Genomic DNA, 14,978 nt, shown 5'->3' with positions numbered 1-14,978 from the left:
AGCGTACGCAAGATAAATGCAAAAAAAATACTTCATCAAGAAGAGGTGTCTCCTTGATGAAGTATATATTGAATAATTATTTTGCGTCATGAAGCGTTGTGTTTTTTACTTCTTCAATCGTTTTTGTTCCTGCAAGTTGCATAGTGATGGAAAGCTCTTTATTAAGGTGATCAAAGACGGACTTCACGCCTTCTGCTCCACCAAGATTCAAACCATAGATAACTGGACGACCAATAGCGACTAGATCGGCACCGCTGGCTAAAGCTTTAAAGACATGCTCGCCACGACGAACGCCACTATCGAACACGATTGGAACTCGTTTGTTCACTACACCAGCGATCAATGGCAATACGTTGAAGGATGCAGGACCACCGTCTAATTGACGACCGCCATGATTTGAGATCCAGATACCGTCAGCACCAGCTGCAATCGCAACCTCGGCGTCTTCAGGGGATTGGATACCTTTAACAAAGACAGGCAAATTGGTTAAGTCTTTAATTTTTTTGATATCTTCAGGAACAAGTCCTTGTTTAGCTGCCGCATAAATTTCGGCGATTCCTTTTCCTTCACCGTCTCCACTATCGCTCTTTGCGCTGTAAGCTGCCAAGTTTGGCATAGGCAATGGGAATTGGAAGTGATTGATCACGTCGTCTTCACGATAGCCGCCAAGTGTTGAGTCTGCGGTTAAAATGATGGCTTTTGCTCCTGCTTTAACAGCTTTATCCAAGATAAATTCGTTAAAACCATCGTCTTTACTCATATATAATTGGAAGAATTGCGGTGCATTTGGAGCTGCGGCTGCGGCATCTTCAATCGTTGTATTTGCATAAGTACTGATTGAAAAAATTGAGCCTGCATCTGCCACCCCTTTTGCCGTATCTGCTTCGCCATTTTCATGTGCTAATCCTTGCGCTGCGGATGGCGCTTGGATGATGGGTGTTGCTAAGTCCATATCCCACAGTTTCGTCCGCAAATCTGCACGGTCGATCCCACGCAGTACACGAGGCATAATGGTTTTATTATTAAATGAAGTCGTATTTTCCTTCATTGTCCATTCGTCTTCTGAGCCACCGCGAATGTAGCCGAACGCACCTTTTTCCATGCGTTCTTTTACGTGTTGTTCTAATGAAGCGATGTTTACAATGTCAATTGGATGTTCTTCGTTACTTGCTTGATAAGTCATAATAAATCCTTCTTTCGTTTGATTACATGAGTTATCTTAATACTCTTACAAAAAGTAAGCAAGCATTTTAACTTTTCAATGAAAAACTTTGAATGGATCAGCTATCCCCATAAGAAGGTTGCAACAACGTGATCGACCGCAGGATTTTCGTGTAATTGACTATGCTGAGCATTTGATCCGGTAAATATTTGCTCCTTGATGGGGTTGCCATGAGCTTTTAACAAGGAGTACGTTGCTAATGCACTAGATAAAGGGACCGTACCATCCGAGGGATCTTGTTCATTTAATTTTCCAGCTAGCAATAGAACGGATACGCTGCTTGGGACATTGTTTATGCCATTTCGGTAATCGAGATACCGACTCGATTGAGGGGTAGGTCCGTTTTGCAATACGTCATCGATGGATTGGTCTTTTGCTGTATCGTCGAAGTCATTGAAGGGAGCGCCGATCGCAACAAACTTTTCAATGACGGGGGCATCTTTCGGCTGACCGTATGTCGTTAAATAGCGGAGCGAGCTGACGCCCCCCATTGAATGACCGACAAGATTGACTCGATCGACACCTTCTTCTTTCAAATATTTGAGAACCCCGTAAATCCACTCTGTTTGATTCCACTCGTTGTCTTTATTAGCAGCAAATAACACTTGGATACTAGGATTGTCCTTTTTCTTATTCAATTGTCCGTCTACTTGCAAGGCGCCATCTGGCTGCACAGTGATCGTCAGTTCTTTCCTAGCCACCCCTTCATCCCTGAAACGCTGCAGCATGCCTCCAAATGAATTGACTGTCCCTCCATACCCATGGATGAACAGGGTCGGAACGTCACTCTTATTTACTATATCTCGGGAGGCTTCTGTTGCAGTTGACCCAGTAGACGTGTTCCCTTCTTCGTGGTGGGACTGTTTTGTCCCACAGCCTGATAGCAGCACCACGGTCGTTAATACGAACAACCCATAAATTATTTTTTTCATCTTTTCGACTCCCTTCAGACGATTATTTTTTTGTATCTTTACTATAGGTATTTGTTCCTCATTACTCAACAATAAGAGCACGCTTTTCGAGATTTTTATTGAAATCCATAAAAAAACCGAGACACACGGCCTCGGCTTCAGTAGTTGCTTAAATTTTATCGATTTGATCGAAGTCCAATTCAGTACTTGTTTCACGACCGAACATGTCGATGTTTGCTTTGACTTTGTCACGCTCTTCATCGATTTCAGTGATCACTCCTTCAAGACCAGCAAAGGCTCCTTCGATGATTTTCACTGTTTCGCCGACTTCTACTTCAATATCATTTTGACGTGTGTTCATACCTAATGAACGCAAGATATGATTGATTTCCTCTGGCATCAATGGCGCTGGTTTACTTCCGGCACCGTGAGAACCAACGAACCCTGTCACACCTGGTGTATTACGAACAACGTACCAAGAATCATCCGTCATGACCATCTCCACTAATACATATCCAGGGAAAGTTTTGTGGACGATTTCCTTTTCTTTGCCGCCCTTAACTTCTGTTTCTGTTTCTTCAGGGACAACTACACGGAAAATATAGTCTTCCATCCGCATACTTTGTGCACGTGATTCTAGGTTGGCTTTTACTTTGTTTTCATAGCCGGAATAAGTATGTAACACATACCATTGTTTTTCAAAAGATTCCATTTTCGCCATCGGCTCCTCGTTCTAAAATAAAAAAACCTCAGCAGTCCCAAGGTTTTTTCTCTCAAGTAGTATACCATGCTTTTTTTGAATTGGCTACTAGTGAATAATCAAATTGATCACTGCTTGAATGGCTGTATCCATGATGAAAAACATCAAAGCAAAGATGATCGCTGTTTCGATTACGACAAGCGAATCATGGCGCAATTGTTTTTTTGAAGGCCATGAAACCAACTTCATTTCTTCTTTGACACTACGTAAAAAATTCAAGGGATTATCCTCCTTAATTGATAGTTATTTTGTTTCTTTATGTATCGTGTACTGATTACAATGTTTGCAAAACTTATTGATCTCTAAACGCTCTCCGCGTTTGCCTTCACTCACTGATTTCGTGTAGTTTCTTGAACCACAGACCGTGCAGGCCAGAGCCGCTTTTTTAGTTGCCATAGCGATCTACTCCTAATTCCTATTAATGTATTCATTTTTCTGGTGAAAAATGAGTTTCTTCGTCATGCCGTATACCATCCAACTAAGGGTTGCATTCTATGACTTACTTAGTTGTTGATGACTTCGTTCATGACAAGATGCCTCCTGCAAAAAGTTGGACTGGCATCCTCTAATTCTAAAATATGATAAATCTGAGTTTGACGTTCAGCTCGTGTCCCGCAATCTGCTAATCTATAAAAAAGCATAGCCGGTAACCTCGCAAAGTCACATAGTTACATTATCATCTATCCTTTTGGCTGTCAATCTTCCATTCGAACAATAAATGATTCTTTAGCAGTCGCTTCTTGAATCCGAATTGTTTCTAAAATAAATTTCTTTATCAGGTAGAATATGATAATATGATGAAAGAATGAATAGCTTTATTGGAGGGTTATTGGATGTTATTAAAAAGTCTCGTTTATCCCAAAGAGAATTTGACGACGATCAATGAATCAACGACTTTGCAAGAGGCATTGGACATTTTAGAAGGCACTGGCTTTCGTTGTGTTCCGATCCTTGATGAGAGTGATCAAATTTTCCGAGGCAATATCTACAAAATGCATATTTACCGGCACAAAGCAAATGGTGGCGATATGTCTCTTCCTGTTACTTATTTACTAAAAAATGCAACAAAATTTATCTCGCTAGACACTTCTTTTTTCAAGATTTTTTTCACGATCAAAGAATTGCCATATATTACTGTCCTAGATGAGGACCACCATTTTTATGGCATCTTGACCCACAGCACACTGTTGAACATGCTGTCTCAATCATGGAATATCCAAACAGGCAGTTACGTTTTGACGGTTGTCTCCACAGGTAAACGCGGAGACTTGGCGTTGATGTCAAAAATCATCTCTAAATTCACTACGATCGCAAGCTGCATCACCTTAGATGTCGGTCAAGATTTCAAAGGACGACGTACGCTGTTCACTTTATCAGCAGGCGTGGATGAAAACAAGCTGAATCAAATTATTGATCATCTTGAACGCAAGCACTTCGAGATCCAAGAAGTAGAAGCATTATCGATGCAAGAATAATAAAAAACGACGGTCCTGAAAATCAGGGCCGCCTTTTTTATAGCTGCTTTGCAAAATGCAAACGCGTATCTAAATAGTACATAATCGGTGCTGAGATCGCCATAATGATCGCTTCACTTAAAGCTAGCCAGCCATAAGTCGGCCAAAATGGTAAGCTAAGTGTCACATTCAACATCAATGCAATCAAAAACATACTTGCGCTAAAGAACACAACATTCAACGCCAAACGAACCTTCGTATTTTTTACGACATTTTGTAACATTGCTGTTAGTGTTAACGCCAGCAATGTTTGTCCGCCGCCGAAAACCACATCGAGCCATCCCATGCCAAAAATCGCATTATAAATGACGACTCCGCCGAAGATCCCCCACAAATATTTTCGATTAAATACGACTAAATGATTCAAACTTTCTGAGATACGAAATTGGACCGCACCAGATGCCACCGGTGAAACCAAAATCGTTAGAGCCAAATACAACGCCATAATGATCCCGTTCGTGACCACCACATTGACTCGTTTTCTTTCTACCATATTCATAATTTTCCTTCTTTCTCCGAGTTTTTTTAAAGCGGGATGGTTGATGAACCGCTGTAAACCTTTTTCAGCATACGTTGTTTAGGAAAGTAAGTCAACTCTCAAATTCAACGCCTCAGGTTATCAAAATTGAATTTTTTTTACGGCTGGTGATACAATAGTTCTATAGATTCTTATGCTAGTTCAGAGAAAGGTGATTTTATGCTAGGTATCGACAGTGAGTTGGAACAATTATATCAGCAGGCAGAGCAAGAAGGCGAAGCAATTTTTAAAGACCGCTGGACACCAGGAAACTATGGTTGTTGCAGCACTCGTGCACCGCTAGTTGAAAAGTATAAAATCGTGTTTTCAGATACACGTATTTCTCTTTACCTTTGGGGCACACTCGCCGTAGAAAGCGATGTACAAACTAAAAAAAGTACGGTCAACAAAGGGTATTCAGCATCTAATTATGAGAAAAAAATTATTGACTGGTTTGTTCAAAAATCAACCCTGTAGTGCCTTCCCGCTATGAGAAGGTTTTTTTAACGTCAGATTGATGAAAATTGGGTCGCTTTTCTACAGTTCCTTTCATTACTCTGTTATAATCTTTTTTTGAAAGGATCGAGGTCATGAATTTTCATTATCATATTTTAATCAACCCCGCAGCCGGAAGCGGCAATGCGGCAAAAACAGCCGAAAAAATCATTCACTTACTGGATGATGGTGATTATACATACACACCCTATTATACGGAAAGGCCCGGCGATGAAAGAGAAATCGTCAATCGCTTGTCCGACTTGCTAAGCCCGTGGTCAGAGTTTTGCGAAAAGGATCATGTCGATAATTCATTTCATTTATTGGTGGTCATCGGTGGCGACGGCACGCTGCATCAAGTAGTGAATCAGTTTTTTGCATTGGATCTTCAGTTACCCGTCAGCTATATTCCTGCCGGCTCAGGAAACGATTTCGCTCGGGGAATCGGACTTTCTCGTGACCCTGAGAAGGCGTTTGAGCAAATCACGTCAGCAATACAACCGCAACCTATCAATGTCTTTCACTATGACGAAAAAATAAGTGAAGAACAAGGAATTATTCTAAATAACGTGGGAATCGGATTAGATGCATTGATCGTTGCGACGACCAACGCTTCAAATTCAAAAAAAGTACTGAATAAATATCGTTTAGGCTCCGCTTCTTACGCATTGTATTTAGTCAAGGCGATTTTCACACAAAAGACCTTTCCGATACTGGTTGAATTAAATGGTCAAACGTTGAATTTCGAACGGACCTTTTTATGTACGACGACCAATATTCCTTACTTTGGCGGCGGTATCGCGATCGCTCCTATGGCAGAGCCTAAGAAAGAAGCAATTGATCTTGTCGTCGTTGAGAAGCCTAACATGTTGGCTATTTTGAGATTTCTGCTTCAACTTGTTCGTAAAAAGCATACGCAAAATAAACATTATCGGCATTTTACCAGCAGTAAAATCCGAATCGTTTCTGTCGTTCCGCAATATGGTCAGGCAGATGGCGAGAATATGGGAGAGCGCTCCTTTGACATGAACTTCTCCACCGCGACACAATATATCTGGTACGTAGACAAAAGGACTGAAAAATAAATCCGCGGATTTATTTTTCAGTCCTTTTTACTTACATAAACATCGCCGGCGTAACGTCTTCCATTCCGATCATCGGATCAATGGCTTGAGACGAAATCAATTGCGGCGTCAAAACGGTCGGTCCTGCCTTGACGGGTTCTTCTCTCTTCTTTACTTTAGTGAAGGGTTCTGCTTTGGGCTTTTTGGGAATATCTTGTGTATCTTTCATGATCCGTTCGATCAGCGTCGTTTTTCGTACCGCAGATTCGCGCGTAACACATGCTTGGAAAGCATCTTCTTCCCCCAATAAAATCAGCAAATCCTTGCTTCGCGTTATCGCTGTGTACAGTAGATTTCGCTGAAGCATCCGAGAATACTGTTTGACCATCGGCAACAGGACCATTTTGAATTCGCTCCCCTGTGACTTATGGATCGAACAACAATAAGAAAGCTTGATTTTATTCCATTCTGAACGCTTGTAACTAACCTCGTTACTGTCGAACTGGATGACCAGCTCATCAACTTTGTCTTCAGATTCCTTTGCGGGGATGATCCCGACAATAATCCCCATGTCTCCGTTAAAAACGTTCAATTCTGGGTTATTGACTAGCTGCAGCACTTTGTCCCCAATGCGATAAACGATATCGTTCCATTGAACTTCCTTCTTACGACCGTCATTTGGATTAAAAATCTCCTGCATCATTTTATTGATAGCATCGATACCGGCTGGCCCTCGATACATTGGCGCCAAGACTTGTACATCTTGTGCTGTAAATCCTTTTTTCTTGGCACGTTCGACGACTTGCTTAATGACTTCCTCCATTTGAAAGGCATGACAAGCGATGAATGATCGATCCCGCTGATTTTTCCGAAAATCTTGCGGCAGCTTCCCGTCTTTGATCTCATGAGCCAGTGGAATGATCGAAGAACCGTCTCCCTGCCGATAAATATCGGTTAATTCCATCTTCGGAATCTCTTCGATTTGCAAAAGATCGTGAAAAACCTGACCAGGTCCCACAGAAGGCAATTGATCCTTATCTCCTACAAAGATCACCTGCATATTATCAGGAATTGATTTTAACAGGGTATTCGCGAGCCACGTATCCACCATAGACATTTCATCCACGATCAAAAGGCCGCCATCTAATTCCTTAGCTTCAATATCAGGCGTATCGTCATTCGCATTCAACCCCAGCAAACGATGGATCGTACTTGCCGGCAATCCTGTCGTCTCATTCATGCGCTTCGCCGCACGACCCGTTGGCGCTGCCAAGAGGATTGGGAAGACTGCCTGCGTGTAATCTTTCGGATCTAACGATAACTCATTCAATTCCGCAAACAATTTAACGATCCCGTTGATCACAGTCGTTTTTCCTGTTCCGGGTCCCCCCGTCAAAATGAATAACGGCGAGCGGATCGCTTCCTTGATCGCTTGATCCTGAGAATCACCGTAAGTAATACTCAACTGCTTCTCAATGATCCGCAATTTTTTATCAATTTTTTCTTGAGGATACTTGATTTCTTTCTTTCGAGCCAACAGCCTTTCGATAGAAGAAGCGATTCCCCATTCACTGTAAAACAAGGTGTTTTCATAAATCCTTGTAGCTTCTTGTTGGATTTTCTCCTCTTCCACCAATCGTATGATCATATCCGCCACTTGATTCGGCGCGATTTCCACAGGACGTGTCGTCTCCAAAAGTTGCAGCACTTCTGTCAATAGCTGCTGCGCTTCCACATACGTATCTCCGCTTTGGTTGGCGTCCTCGGTTACCTGATGGAAGATGGCTGCCCGAATACGCTGAGGACTGTCTGCTGCGATCCCTAATTGTTCAGCCAGTGTATCGGCCTTTTTAAACCCGATACCTTCGATATCTTCCACTAATTGATATGGATTTTCCGCGATTATTTCTAGTGCTTCATTCCGATATGTTTGAAAAATCGCAAAAGACAACTGACTTCCAAATCCATAGCGGCTTAGTCCAACAATAATCTGCTCCATCCCATGATTTTGACGGATCGTCTCTACGATCACTTTTTGCTTTTTAGCATTCAAATTGGGAACTTTTACCAACACAGCAGGATTTTCCATGATTTGATCAATTGCTTCTTCACCTAAAACATCAATGATATTTTCCGCAGTTTTTTTACCGATTCCAGGAAATTTATCACTAGAAAGATAGCTGATCAACCCGTTCGCCGAAGTCGGCTGTGCTTGCTCATAGCTCTCAACTAAAAACTGTTTACCATATCGAGGATGATCAACAAAATGTCCAAAAAAACGATACTCTTCGTCCTCTTGCATATCCCCAAAGCTGCCTGTCACAACGATTTCCTGTTCGAGATAATCGCTGTTCGTATCACTCACTTTGATCAACAGAACTTTGTAAAAATTGCTGGGATTTTGAAAAAAGATGGCCTTTAAAGTTCCTACGATATATAGCTGCTCTTCTGACATTTCGCGTCTCCTTATTCGTAGTAATGAAGGATTTTTCTTAAAAAATCCCTGGTTCGAATGCCGCTTATCATTCAACTAAACGCTCCAATCGAAGATCTACCCAACTTTTTTAAGGCAATCATTCTTGTCAAACTGCGAAAAGTTGAACTGACATCCTTATTCGTAGTAATGAAGGATTTTCTTAAAAAATCCCTGGTTCGAATGCCGCTTATCATTCAACTAGTCGTTTTCGTTGAATTGGCGTTCTTCTTTTTAAAGCAATGAATCGGGTTTTGATCCCGTACCCTCCAAGAAATCAACGTTATTCCACTGAATCATTTGATAGGGTGGTTTAATGTCCTTTGCTTCTAAAATCGTCAAACTATTGTTGTACAAGCCGCCCATTTCTCGTAGTTCACTTAATGATTTTCCTGTCAACGCTTGGATGGCCGCAGTCAATGCAGCGCCATGACCAACAAAAAGAAGTGGGCCTTCTTCGGCTTCACTCACTGCTTTTTCCACTAAATCATTGATTCGTTTTAGCATATCCTCAATTTTCTCTCCATTAAATGGCGTTGGATCATAAGCTTCTAAATGGTGGCGCAAATTGACCATGTCTTTAGGGTAACGCTCTTGAATGACCGGAATCAGCTGTCCCTCTAATGAGCCTAAGCCAAGTTCTCGTAAATCATCTGAACGCACGATCTCAGCAGGGTGCACCAGTTGTTTGTTGATCCCCTCGGCTGTTAAATACGCACGCTTTAGTGTGCTTGTATATATTTTTTCAAAAGGAATGTCTTTTAATTCTTTTCCTAATGCTTGAATCGCTTCTAAACTTTCAGGTAATAGTGGGGAATCCCCCATCATCCCCTGAAATCGTTTCTCTTGATTCCAACGTGTTTTTCCATGACGAGTAAAATATAGTTTCATAAAAATCCCTTTCTATGTCCGTAGTATCTAATCTAACTTATCGTTTTCATAATGATGCGTCAATTCCAACTTAGGAAAATCTTGTTGACGCAAGGCTTCATAGACTACTAAAGCGACAGTATTGGAAAGATTCAGCGAACGAACATGTTCGTCATTCATCGGAATACGCAAGCATTTATCTTCGTTGTCTCGCATGAAGGTCTCCGGCAATCCAGTGGTCTCTTTTCCAAACATGAAAAAGTGATCCGCATCGTCAGTATAATCGATTTCTGAATACGTCGAATTGGCAAATTTTGTGATCAAATGTAAGGGCTGTTCCCCTACGAAAGCTAAAAAGGCCGCAAGATCTTTATGATAAGTGATGTTCACATCATTCCAATAATCCAATCCCGCCCGCTTCAAATGCTTATCATTCGTAGAAAAGCCTAAAGGTTCGATCAAATGCAATGGCGAATTCGTTGCTGCGCATGTCCGCGCGATGTTCCCTGTATTTGCGGGAATCTGTGGTTCAAATAATACAATATGGTTTGTCATAGTGATTTCCCTCGATCTAAGTTAGTATTTATTTTCTTAAAAGTTATTAGGTGCTCAGTCCATCTAAAAAAGAAACGTATGAAATCAAACTCCTCTATCTCATACATTAGAAAATTTGTGAAAAGCTGGATTCGTATCTGGCTCACAAGCAAAGAAATCATTTCCCAAAGACCAGAAAAATGAATCGATTTTCGTACGCATACAATTCCACTGCTCGCGCTAAAGACGCGAAGGGGAATTCGCAAAAAAAAAAACGTACCAACTCGGTGTCTAGCACGGCGAGTCGCTACGTTAGTGAAGCACTTTTCACTAACTTTTATCAGAACAGGAACCTGATAAAAACCAATGAAAAACAACTTGTTTGTACTATAACATCACGAAGTCACAAATGCAACCTTCTCTTTTCAGTAATTTGAATGAAAACGATTTCTCTAATGTCCTTTTAATAATTCGATATCAACGGTTATTCTCTTTAGCGGATCTCTTGCTAAATCAGCTTTTACTGCATCAGAAACCTGCCATTCCAATGGCGACATCTCTAACAGATCCAGACGATTTTTTTCAGGTATGTCAAATTCATACGTCACACGTTCCCGGTAGTCAATTGAAAGCTCCTCTGTGAAACGTTGAATGACCGCTTCATTTGAGTAAGGTTCGCCATCTGGGTGATAGACCGCTCGAAGCTCTTTTAAATACCCCGATTGCGGAACCACTTTGATCACACTGCCGCCTGGCTTCATCACACGTTTGAACTCTCGATACTGAGACGGAGAAAAAATGTTCAGGATCGTATCGAACGAATCATTCGCGAAGGGCAAATTGGTCAAATCCGCCACACACCAAAACGTTTCAATGGATTGGTTACTGGCAAGATAAATCCCCTCTTTAGCAATATCGAACCCGACACTCACGGGCGTTTTCTTTATTTCATTAATTTGTTGTAAAAAACTGCCTTCACCGCAGCCAACATCCAGAAGGCTGCCGGTTTCCATTAATGCCGAGATTTTTTCGATCACTGGCTGATACATACCGGAACGAATCATTCGTCCTCTGGGAGCGAACATTTCCTGATCATACTCTGTTTTGATTTGATGATCTAAAAAATAAAGCGTTCCTTTTTTTGATAGATCAAAGCGATGACCGTTAACGCAGCGCAATCCCTTTTCTTGTTTAGTCATTTCCTGATGGCATTTTGGGCAACGAAACAACTCAGCCTGCTTCTCTAAAAACAACGCCCCTCGATCAATTTTTTTAAGCATTTTACACCTGCTTTTTTGCTAATTTTTCAAAGGAAAATCCAATGATTACTCCCGCAGCTATCTTTCCAAACAACGTGAACACAGGGTTTCCCTTTCGCTCTCTCATCATAGCATAGTTCATCTATTCCTACTATCGTCAAGATGTGCTACACTATACGTCGGAATCATCCGCTTTTCAATTTGAAGATAACCAGGAGGATACGATGTTGATTAAAGAATTTTGTGCTGAAAACTATACTGATATTCCTAAAGCAATCCATGCAGGTGCTGGACGTATCGAACTATGCGACAATTTAGCTGTTGGCGGAACAACCCCTAGTATGGGGGTAATCGAAGAAGCGCTCTTGTACGCAGGTGAAAAACAAGTGCCTGTTATGACAATGATCCGCCCCCGTGGTGGAAATTTCGTATACAACGATATTGAATTAAAAATCATGGAGAACGATTTGATTCATGCAAAGAACGCTGGAACAGATGGTGTCGTTTTTGGTTGTTTGACAGAAAAAAATGAGGTTGATGAAGAAGCTTTAGAGATGCTTTTGGGCAATAGCGAAGGATTACTGACAACGTTCCATATGGCTTTTGATGCCTTATCGAAGGAAGAACAATTTAAAACGATCGATTGGTTTGCTCAATTAGGCATTGACCGCATCTTGACTCATGGCGGACCGCTATCAACGTCTATCGAAGAAAACCTTCCACATTTGAAAGAATTAGTCGATTATGCTGCAGGACGTCTTATTATTTTGCCCGGCGGTGGTATTCACTCAGGCAATGCAGATAAAATAACCGCTGCGTTAGGCGTGAATGAGGCTCACGGGACGAAGATCGTGGATTTCTAAACAATATAAGACCTGTTGCAACCATTTGAGTGGCTGCAACAGGTCTTTCTCTTTATTCTAAAGATTCTCCATTTGTAGCAATTACTTCTTGATACCAATAGAAAGAATCTTTCTTCAAACGTTTCAGCGTTCCGTTCCCTTCATCGTCTTGATCCACATAGATAAAGCCATAGCGTTTGGACATTTCGCTTGTACTGGCGCTGATCAAATCAATACAGCCCCACGGCGTGTAGCCCATGAGTTCGACACCCTCATCTATTGCTTTAGCCATTTCTGCGATATGATCTCTTAAATAATCGATGCGATAGTCATCATGGATCTTACCATCCTCAGTAACAACGTCCTTCGCACCCAAACCATTTTCTACCACAAATAACGGAATTTGATAACGATCGTACAATTTATGCAATGTCACCCGCAACCCAACAGGATCGATCTGCCAACCCCAGTCACTTGCAGCAAGATAAGGATTCTTTTTCGATCCCAAAAGATTTCCAACTGTTTTCTCCCCAGCCTGTTCATGAGACGCGATACTGCTCATGTAATAGCTAAAGGACATGAAGTCCACCGTTCCTTGTTTTAAGATTTCATCATCCTCGGCCTCTTTTTTGATCTCAATTTTACGATCACGGAAGAATTTATCCATGTATCGTGGGTAGTACCCTCGAATTTGAACATCTGAATAAAACAAATTGATATGATCTGACTCAACACTTTCCATAACATCTAAGGGATTGGATGTTTCAGGATAAGCCTCTTGCCTAGCCAGCATACACCCGATCTGTGCGTCTGGAATAATCTCGTGACAGGCCTTAACAGCCAATGCACTGGCAACAAATTGATGATGTGCCGCTTGGAATTGGGCTTGGAGCATATTATCCGTTTTATCCGCCAATAAGCCGCCACTTAAGTAGCCAGTCATTCCAATAATGTTGATTTCATTGAAAGTCAGCCAGTATTTGACTTTATCCTTATAACGATTGAATAAGACCTCGGCATACCGTACAAAGGCAGCGATCGTCTCACGACTCTCCCATCCGTTTTGTTTGAAGGACAATCCTAATGGAAATTCATAATGAGATATCGTGACCAACGGTTCAATTCCATAGTTCAGACATTCATCAAAAAGCGCATCATAGAAAGCCAATCCCGCTTCATTGGGTTGTGATTCATCACCATTCGGAAAGATTCTCGGCCAAGAAATGGACAATCGGAAGGTTTTAAAGCCCATTTCCGCGAATAAGGCAATGTCTTCTTTGTATCGATGATACGAGTCGATCCCAAACCGTTTCGGGTAGATACCGACTTTATCATCCATAATATCTTTTACTTTTTCAGTCGTCATTGGTTGTAGCAACGGAAGATTAACTTTATCAGGATTTTTTGTATAAACTGCGGTGTCGGCAGTAGACCAGCCTTTTCCATCTTCTAGGAAAGCCCCTTCCCATTGATTGGCAGCGACCGCTCCACCCCATAAAAAGTTTTTAGGAAATTTTTCCATCGTGTCATCCTCTCTAAACGAATAGTGTATAATTATGATTACTCCATCAGTGTAGCACATAATGGTATCGCTTTAATTCCATCTTCGAGCGGCCATTTTCTTTTTCTTCGTTCATTTTCATATGTATGAAAATGACGACTCGCTGCGCCTGGATTACTTAACTTAAGGAGTCTTATGATGTTCACGACCTACGATTTTTTCGATTATTTAAATAGACACGATTCAGATAAAACCTATGCAAAAATTATTACCTATTTGCTGACGCATCAAACAGAGGTTCAAACATTGACGATCTCGCAAATCGCCGAACGCTGCTTCGTTTCGCCTGCAACCTTGACGCGCTTTTGCCAAGCCTTCAATATCCCTTCATTTGGGGATCTGCGCGAGCTGTTAAATACCAACCAGCAAATGAAAAGCTACAATTACTTGCGGATGAGGGAGACCGACTTTCAACAATTGCAGGAGCAGCCAGACTTGTTCTTAGGTAATTATGCTGCGGAGATCACAAAAGCTCTCCAAGACGTGCTTGGAAAAATCGACTATCCCTCTGTCGATCAGCTACTTGAGAAAATTCAGCAAGCAAAGAAAGTCGTTCTGATCGGCTACACGACCACTTTAGAGCTTGCACGAACGATGCAGACCGGATTTATCGCTTCTAACAAATTGACGCATGTTCCTGAAACGACAGACCTGCAGGAAAAAGCCATTCGTGAGGCAGATGAACAGACCGTTATTCTCGTCCTTTCTTCTTACGGAACCATTCTAACGTCTCATGTTGAGTGGATTACACAAATTAGCAAAGGACCGGCTTATTCCGTTTTGATAACACAACACACGCAAAATTTAATCACCAATCTTTTTGACGAAGTGATCAACGTGACCAACACAAATTATGTACAGATCGGCAATTATCCGTTGGAATTTTTTGGTGATTTCCTTGTTCGACGGTACGCCGCCTTAAACGAAAAAAAGAAATGATCGGTCTAAAACAGACG

Annotated in this window: 17 protein-coding genes; 5 read left to right on the top strand and 12 right to left on the bottom strand. The window is 41.5% G+C overall.

Annotated elements, in window-relative coordinates:
• Nucleotides 1-76: 76 nt before the first annotated feature.
• The 6 genes from I592_RS04760 to I592_RS21365 all read right to left on the bottom strand — a co-directional run bounded on the left by I592_RS04760 (nt 77) and on the right by I592_RS21365 (nt 3,534).
• Complete coding sequence (locus tag I592_RS04760) at nt 77-1,183, bottom strand: lactate oxidase (RefSeq protein ID WP_010781353.1); 1,107 nt, start codon at nt 1,181-1,183, stop codon at nt 77-79.
• A 101-nt stretch (nt 1,184-1,284) separates the two neighbouring features.
• Nucleotides 1,285-2,154, bottom strand: coding sequence for an alpha/beta hydrolase (locus I592_RS04755; protein WP_010781354.1), 870 nt, complete (start codon nt 2,152-2,154; stop codon nt 1,285-1,287).
• A 148-nt stretch (nt 2,155-2,302) separates the two neighbouring features.
• Nucleotides 2,303-2,845 carry a transcription termination/antitermination protein NusG gene (gene nusG, locus I592_RS04750; protein ID WP_044926432.1) on the bottom strand — a complete coding sequence of 181 codons (543 nt, stop codon included), beginning with the start codon at nt 2,843-2,845 and terminating at the stop codon, nt 2,303-2,305.
• Nucleotides 2,846-2,941: 96 nt separating this feature from the next.
• Nucleotides 2,942-3,112, bottom strand: a complete 171-nt coding sequence (secE, locus tag I592_RS04745; protein WP_010781356.1) for a preprotein translocase subunit SecE — start codon at nt 3,110-3,112, stop codon at nt 2,942-2,944.
• 24 nt (nt 3,113-3,136) lie between these two features.
• Complete coding sequence (gene rpmG, locus I592_RS04740; protein WP_010739830.1) at nt 3,137-3,289, bottom strand: 50S ribosomal protein L33; 153 nt, start codon at nt 3,287-3,289, stop codon at nt 3,137-3,139.
• Between the two features lie 107 nt (nt 3,290-3,396).
• Nucleotides 3,397-3,534: a hypothetical protein gene (locus I592_RS21365; protein ID WP_010781357.1), complete on the bottom strand. Its 138-nt coding sequence runs from the start codon at nt 3,532-3,534 to the stop codon at nt 3,397-3,399.
• Nucleotides 3,535-3,726: 192 nt separating this feature from the next.
• Between I592_RS21365 and cbpA the strand changes: the two genes are divergently transcribed.
• Entirely contained in the window at nt 3,727-4,368 is a 642-nt protein-coding gene (cbpA, locus tag I592_RS04735) for a cyclic di-AMP binding protein CbpA (RefSeq protein WP_010781358.1), read from the top strand.
• Nucleotides 4,369-4,405: 37 nt separating this feature from the next.
• Here the strand turns inward: cbpA and I592_RS04730 are convergent, their stop codons facing one another.
• Nucleotides 4,406-4,906, bottom strand: a complete 501-nt coding sequence (locus I592_RS04730; RefSeq protein ID WP_010781359.1) for a QueT transporter family protein — start codon at nt 4,904-4,906, stop codon at nt 4,406-4,408.
• Nucleotides 4,907-5,104: 198 nt separating this feature from the next.
• Between I592_RS04730 and I592_RS04725 the strand changes: the two genes are divergently transcribed.
• Both I592_RS04725 and I592_RS04720 read left to right on the top strand, forming a co-directional pair.
• The gene (locus I592_RS04725; RefSeq protein ID WP_010781360.1) at nt 5,105-5,401 is read left to right on the top strand and encodes a hypothetical protein; all 297 of its coding nucleotides are present in this window, start codon (nt 5,105-5,107) and stop codon (nt 5,399-5,401) included.
• 113 nt (nt 5,402-5,514) lie between these two features.
• A complete protein-coding gene (locus I592_RS04720; RefSeq protein WP_010781361.1) occupies nt 5,515-6,504 on the top strand; it encodes a diacylglycerol/lipid kinase family protein in 990 nt (329 codons plus the stop codon).
• Between the two features lie 31 nt (nt 6,505-6,535).
• Here the strand turns inward: I592_RS04720 and recD2 are convergent, their stop codons facing one another.
• The 4 genes from recD2 to I592_RS04695 all read right to left on the bottom strand — a co-directional run bounded on the left by recD2 (nt 6,536) and on the right by I592_RS04695 (nt 11,640).
• Nucleotides 6,536-8,938, bottom strand: coding sequence for an SF1B family DNA helicase RecD2 (gene recD2, locus I592_RS04715; protein ID WP_010781362.1), 2,403 nt, complete (start codon nt 8,936-8,938; stop codon nt 6,536-6,538).
• A gap of 252 nt (nt 8,939-9,190) precedes the next feature.
• On the bottom strand, nt 9,191-9,847 hold the full coding sequence (locus I592_RS04705; protein WP_010781363.1) for a histidine phosphatase family protein: 657 nt from the start codon (nt 9,845-9,847) through the stop codon (nt 9,191-9,193).
• Between the two features lie 27 nt (nt 9,848-9,874).
• Nucleotides 9,875-10,381, bottom strand: a complete 507-nt coding sequence (gene trmL, locus I592_RS04700; RefSeq protein ID WP_010781364.1) for a tRNA (uridine(34)/cytosine(34)/5-carboxymethylaminomethyluridine(34)-2'-O)-methyltransferase TrmL — start codon at nt 10,379-10,381, stop codon at nt 9,875-9,877.
• A gap of 431 nt (nt 10,382-10,812) precedes the next feature.
• Nucleotides 10,813-11,640 carry a methyltransferase domain-containing protein gene (locus I592_RS04695; RefSeq protein WP_010781365.1) on the bottom strand — a complete coding sequence of 276 codons (828 nt, stop codon included), beginning with the start codon at nt 11,638-11,640 and terminating at the stop codon, nt 10,813-10,815.
• 206 nt (nt 11,641-11,846) lie between these two features.
• Here I592_RS04695 and I592_RS04690 point away from each other — a divergent pair, with 206 nt between their 5' ends.
• The gene (locus I592_RS04690; protein WP_044926431.1) at nt 11,847-12,482 is read left to right on the top strand and encodes a copper homeostasis protein CutC; all 636 of its coding nucleotides are present in this window, start codon (nt 11,847-11,849) and stop codon (nt 12,480-12,482) included.
• A gap of 52 nt (nt 12,483-12,534) precedes the next feature.
• Here the strand turns inward: I592_RS04690 and I592_RS04685 are convergent, their stop codons facing one another.
• Nucleotides 12,535-13,983 carry a glycoside hydrolase family 1 protein gene (locus tag I592_RS04685; RefSeq protein ID WP_010781367.1) on the bottom strand — a complete coding sequence of 483 codons (1,449 nt, stop codon included), beginning with the start codon at nt 13,981-13,983 and terminating at the stop codon, nt 12,535-12,537.
• Nucleotides 13,984-14,160: 177 nt separating this feature from the next.
• Here I592_RS04685 and I592_RS04680 point away from each other — a divergent pair, with 177 nt between their 5' ends.
• Nucleotides 14,161-14,961 carry a MurR/RpiR family transcriptional regulator gene (locus I592_RS04680; protein WP_010781368.1) on the top strand — a complete coding sequence of 267 codons (801 nt, stop codon included), beginning with the start codon at nt 14,161-14,163 and terminating at the stop codon, nt 14,959-14,961.
• The last annotated feature ends 17 nt before the right edge of the window (nt 14,962-14,978 follow it).

The organism is Enterococcus gilvus ATCC BAA-350 (assembly GCF_000407545.1).
GTDB classification, from domain to species: Bacteria; Bacillota; Bacilli; order Lactobacillales; family Enterococcaceae; genus Enterococcus_A; species Enterococcus_A gilvus.
Note: the sequence above shows the minus strand (reverse complement) of the source record. Positions and strands in the feature narration are given on the sequence as shown.

Coding starts and splice junctions, on each gene's coding strand:
- I592_RS04760 (WP_010781353.1), bottom strand. CDS start 1,183: ATGACTTATCAAGCAAGTAACGAAGAACATCCAATTGACATTGTAAAC.
- I592_RS04755 (WP_010781354.1), bottom strand. CDS start 2,154: ATGAAAAAAATAATTTATGGGTTGTTCGTATTAACGACCGTGGTGCTG.
- nusG (WP_044926432.1), bottom strand. CDS start 2,845: ATGGAATCTTTTGAAAAACAATGGTATGTGTTACATACTTATTCCGGC.
- rpmG (WP_010739830.1), bottom strand. CDS start 3,289: ATGGCAACTAAAAAAGCGGCTCTGGCCTGCACGGTCTGTGGTTCAAGA.
- I592_RS21365 (WP_010781357.1), bottom strand. CDS start 3,534: ATGCTTTTTTATAGATTAGCAGATTGCGGGACACGAGCTGAACGTCAA.
- cbpA (WP_010781358.1), top strand. CDS start 3,727: ATGTTATTAAAAAGTCTCGTTTATCCCAAAGAGAATTTGACGACGATC.
- I592_RS04730 (WP_010781359.1), bottom strand. CDS start 4,906: ATGAATATGGTAGAAAGAAAACGAGTCAATGTGGTGGTCACGAACGGG.
- I592_RS04725 (WP_010781360.1), top strand. CDS start 5,105: ATGCTAGGTATCGACAGTGAGTTGGAACAATTATATCAGCAGGCAGAG.
- I592_RS04720 (WP_010781361.1), top strand. CDS start 5,515: ATGAATTTTCATTATCATATTTTAATCAACCCCGCAGCCGGAAGCGGC.
- recD2 (WP_010781362.1), bottom strand. CDS start 8,938: ATGTCAGAAGAGCAGCTATATATCGTAGGAACTTTAAAGGCCATCTTT.
- I592_RS04705 (WP_010781363.1), bottom strand. CDS start 9,847: ATGAAACTATATTTTACTCGTCATGGAAAAACACGTTGGAATCAAGAG.
- trmL (WP_010781364.1), bottom strand. CDS start 10,381: ATGACAAACCATATTGTATTATTTGAACCACAGATTCCCGCAAATACA.
- I592_RS04695 (WP_010781365.1), bottom strand. CDS start 11,640: ATGCTTAAAAAAATTGATCGAGGGGCGTTGTTTTTAGAGAAGCAGGCT.
- I592_RS04685 (WP_010781367.1), bottom strand. CDS start 13,983: ATGGAAAAATTTCCTAAAAACTTTTTATGGGGTGGAGCGGTCGCTGCC.
- I592_RS04680 (WP_010781368.1), top strand. CDS start 14,161: ATGTTCACGACCTACGATTTTTTCGATTATTTAAATAGACACGATTCA.